Here is a 3921-nt window from a genome sequence, read left to right on the forward strand (position 1 = left end):
GCCACGTGCCAAATACTTTTCCATTTCAGTTTCAAGTTCTTCACGCAATTGGCGCTTAGCAACGATGTGAGCATGCGTCATGTTTTTACCGAACTGCGCTGACTGAATGCGCTGATTAAAGATTTCGTTCATGCTGCATCTCCCTGCTTCCACCCTTGGATCTGCTCAATTGCTTGGCTATCCAAATTGTCAAATTGGCAATACCTCAATTGAGCATGCATGTATGCTGTACCAAGCTCACCATGTCGGTTTTTACCCACAATCGCCTCAGCAATACCCTTGTATTTAGAATCCTTGTTATAAACCTCATCCCGATACAAAAAGACGATCTGATCTGCATCCTGCTCAATTGCACCTGATTCACGTAAGTCTGACATGACAGGACGCTTATTTGGACGCTTCTCAAGCTCACGATTTAACTGAGATAGCAGCACAACAACACAATCAAACTCTTTTGCCATCGCCTTTAATTCACCTGTGAAATAAGCGATTTTTAAATCTTCACGAGCAAACGATTTGCTTGTTTTCATGATCTGTAAGTAATCAACAAACACCGCACCAACTGACCCATATTTGTGTTTCATCTTCCTCATTGATTCACGAATATTGGCAATAGATGGTCGTGAGATGTCGTTAATCTCTAATGGGACTTTGTGAAACATCGCTGCTGCTTGTGTGTACGCTGTAAATTCTTCTTTGGGCAAAAGGTGTGGCTTATTGCGAACCATGCCAATATCAGCAGGAGCTGCTGCACAACACATACGCATTGCAATCTGATCCATCGGCATTTCACCCGACATGATCAAAGTAGGTTTTCCTTGAATCACTGACACATTGCTTGCAATTTTTTGAAGCATTGTTGTTTTACCCATAGCAGGTCTCGCAGCCACAACAAGCAAACAACCAGGTGTCACATCGCCAAGTTTTGAATCAAGATCATAGATCCCTGTTTGGATCCCCTTGATTGACGTTTTGCCCGCAAGTTCTAATTCAATTTTTTCCGCAATTTGACCAAATGTAATTGCTGCAGCTTCATGCATTGGTACCATGCAATTTGATTGATCTTCAGTGCTGATTGAAGCAAATGCAGTCTGAGCATTCAAAACCAAGTCGCCACGACTTACAGTAAGATTTCGCGCATTGCGCAGGACTTGCAAAGCTTCTGCCTCAACCTTTCGACATGCTGATAAATCTTTGAGTTTCTCAACATAAGAATTTAAGTTGTAAAAACTAGAAGGTGCATCAGCCATCAATCGCATGAGATACTCTTCACCGCCAACTTGATCAACACACCCATGGCTTGTAAGCCAGTCGAAAACCAATACTGGGTCGTATGGTTTATTTTGTGCATCAAGATCCACAATTGCCTTTAAAATTAATTTATGACGATCTGCATGAAATTCGTTTTCAGTAAGTTTGTTTTCAACTTCTGAATATGAATTTTGTACTGTCATCAAAGCAGCTAAAACAGCTTGCTCAATGTTCATATTGTGAATATCAGACTGGATCATTGAGCACCTCCCAATAAACCTTTTGGTTTAGCAGAGAGATTTAGTGTTTGTTGTGGCTCGATTTGGGTTGGTTGTGGATTCTTCAAAGTATTCAACACAGCTTGAATAGACTCATCATTCCAACATTCTTGATTCAACCAGGTTGCTGGATTTTTCTTGAATCGATTTTGTGATTCACAAACTTGAACATTGGCTTTGTAAGCAATAATCAAATCTTCAAGACTGATTTTTTTAATTGCTTTTTTGAAAGCTGCCAATGCAGGTTTTTTGCCATCCTTGTTTGGTACTGTTTTCCAGAATTCTTCAAACTGAATATCAGTAATATTATATTTATTATCTTCTGTAGTATTCTTCTGTAAACATTCCGCCATTTTGGTTGTATCGATTCCGCCATTTTGGCGGTTCTGATCACGCCATTTTGGCGGCGTCGATTCCGCCATTTTGGCGGTATCTGATACATAAGGGTTTGAGCTGTATTTGTTGCTGATTTTCTCTAACTCTTCATAGTTAATTGTGAAAAAATTTGTTTTATTCCATTTGTTTACGTGCAAGCGAGCAACAACAATTAAATCACGACTTTTTAGATCGGCAATGATGCGCTCAATTGATCGTTTTGAAATTGTTCCACGAACCATTTCAACACACTGATCAGTGTTGTTGTAAACCCATTTTTTCCCATCAGATTCATACTGTGACACACCTAACCAAAAATGAAGCTGCTGTATAAAAACGGCGGTAGGTATGCTGTTAAACTCAATCGCAAGTGTTGGGCAAAACATCAATGGTTGTTCGTTTATAAGCAAATTACTCATACTCTCCTCCATTGATTCGTTGAGCTGCTCTTTCGACAATTGAGTCAAACACTTCGAGCCAGTTGACTTTTGTTGCTTGGACATAATCCTCGCCACATCTTCTGTAGTTCTTTGGAAACTGAACCACCTCACCTTGCGGTTCTGGTAGTTCTTGTGCTAAATTTGATTTCATATTTATCTACTCCGATTGATAAGTTACTAAAGCCTGATCTAGACCATCAGGCTTTTTCTTTGTACCCAAGCTCAATATCAATTCCAAAAACTTCAATATCATCCTGAAAAAGATCATCAATTGTTTGCTTACTTTCCATCCACGCCTTAGACATAACAAAAAGAGCGTTCAACTTTTCTTCACTGATCATTCGATATTTTTTGAGTACAGTTTTGAATCCAAGAACATCCAATAGAACTAAACAGTTCTCAAGATCAGTCAAGCCATTGGATTTCTTATCATTTTTCATGCGAGATAGTGTGCTAGGGTCTATTCCTAATTGCTCAGCAACTTGACTTTGATTACTTGATGCAAGTGCTTGCAACACTCTCGCAACTTCATTTCTCGCTCTTGCAGACAATTCGTTTGATACTTTGCTCATGAGACCCCCTAAGCGGATAAGGCTTGTAAATTGGCTTTAACTTTGCCTTTGGTTAAGAGTTGAATTCTTGCTTGTGTATCAAGCGGGATGCCTCGATAGCGCCACTTACTAATCGTTCCGCGTGTTACCCCAAGAATTGTTTTTGTGAGTTGGATGTCTTTTTCCACCCCGAAATGTTTCTTTAAATCATCAACAGTCATGGTTTACCTATATAAACTAATAGTTTCCATTAGTAGACCATAAGTTTACCTTTAAATCAACATGTTTGTTTACTATGGGAAACATTAAAGAGGAATTTTTATGAGCACTATTAGTGATCGAATAATTAATAGAATGGCTGAACTTAAAGTTCGCCAAGTTGATATAGTTGAAGCCACTGGGGCAACCAAGGGTGCTGTATCTAAATGGGTTGCAGGAACTAACGTGCCTAGGGCTGAGTTTTTACCTGAACTTGCGACAGTATTAAAAACATCTCAAAACTGGTTGTTAACAGGAAAACAAGAAGGTAGTTTTGTGGAAAAATCTGAAGTATCTTTTGATGCTAATGATGTTTACAAACCTACAGTTGTAGATTATGAAACCGAAAATGGATTTATTTGGATTGATGTCGTGGAAGCAAATTTTTCTTGTGGTACGGGTGAATCGATTGAATTTCACTTTGATGTTATTAATGGGAAATTTCCATTCCCGCCTTCATTTTTTTCAAAAAAACAAATAGATCCTAATTCTATGAGAATTATTAAAGCTAAAGGCGATAGCATGACTGACTTCATTCATGATGGTGATTTAGTTGGTATTGATATCTCTCAGACTGAAATTAAGGATGGAGAAATCTACGCTGTTTACTTTGAAGGTGAAGGTATGATTAAGCAGATTTTTAAAAAAGAAGGTGGGAAGTTGATCTTGCATAGCTTGAATGCAAAGTATAGAGATCGTGAAGTAAGCGAACAAAATGGCTTAAGTTTTAAAGTTATGGGGCGTCAGTTTTGGCGAGCTGGATAAAAT

Annotated in this window: 5 protein-coding genes; 1 reads left to right on the plus strand and 4 read right to left on the minus strand. The window is 38.6% G+C overall.

Annotated elements, in window-relative coordinates; all coding sequences use genetic code 11:
* Window positions 1-128: 128 nt before the first annotated feature.
* The 4 genes from C9E89_RS21725 to C9E89_RS21745 all read right to left on the minus strand — a co-directional run bounded on the left by C9E89_RS21725 (window position 129) and on the right by C9E89_RS21745 (window position 3116).
* Window positions 129-1508, minus strand: a complete 1380-nt coding sequence (locus C9E89_RS21725) for a replicative DNA helicase (protein WP_171405199.1) — start codon at window positions 1506-1508, stop codon at window positions 129-131.
* Window positions 1508-2407: a hypothetical protein gene (locus tag C9E89_RS21730; protein ID WP_213069660.1), complete on the minus strand. Its 900-nt coding sequence runs from the start codon at window positions 2405-2407 to the stop codon at window positions 1508-1510. The genes C9E89_RS21725 and C9E89_RS21730 overlap by 1 nt, the downstream gene beginning before the upstream one ends.
* A 134-nt stretch (window positions 2408-2541) precedes the next feature.
* Entirely contained in the window at window positions 2542-2916 is a 375-nt protein-coding gene (locus C9E89_RS21740; RefSeq protein ID WP_107010199.1) for a helix-turn-helix domain-containing protein, read from the minus strand.
* Window positions 2917-2924: 8 nt separating this feature from the next.
* Window positions 2925-3116 carry a Cro/CI family transcriptional regulator gene (locus C9E89_RS21745; RefSeq protein WP_107010200.1) on the minus strand — a complete coding sequence of 64 codons (192 nt, stop codon included), beginning with the start codon at window positions 3114-3116 and terminating at the stop codon, window positions 2925-2927.
* Between the two features lie 100 nt (window positions 3117-3216).
* Between C9E89_RS21745 and C9E89_RS21750 the strand changes: the two genes are divergently transcribed.
* Complete coding sequence (locus tag C9E89_RS21750; protein ID WP_107010201.1) at window positions 3217-3918, plus strand: S24 family peptidase; 702 nt, start codon at window positions 3217-3219, stop codon at window positions 3916-3918.
* The last annotated feature ends 3 nt before the right edge of the window (window positions 3919-3921 follow it).

Origin of the sequence: Acinetobacter sichuanensis (assembly GCF_003024515.2) — a bacterium.
GTDB classification, from domain to species: Bacteria; Pseudomonadota; Gammaproteobacteria; order Pseudomonadales; family Moraxellaceae; genus Acinetobacter; species Acinetobacter sichuanensis.

Coding starts and splice junctions, on each gene's coding strand:
- C9E89_RS21730 (WP_213069660.1), bottom strand. CDS start 2,407: ATGTCCAAGCAACAAAAGTCAACTGGCTCGAAGTGTTTGACTCAATTG.
- C9E89_RS21740 (WP_107010199.1), bottom strand. CDS start 2,916: ATGAGCAAAGTATCAAACGAATTGTCTGCAAGAGCGAGAAATGAAGTT.
- C9E89_RS21745 (WP_107010200.1), bottom strand. CDS start 3,116: ATGACTGTTGATGATTTAAAGAAACATTTCGGGGTGGAAAAAGACATC.
- C9E89_RS21750 (WP_107010201.1), top strand. CDS start 3,217: ATGAGCACTATTAGTGATCGAATAATTAATAGAATGGCTGAACTTAAA.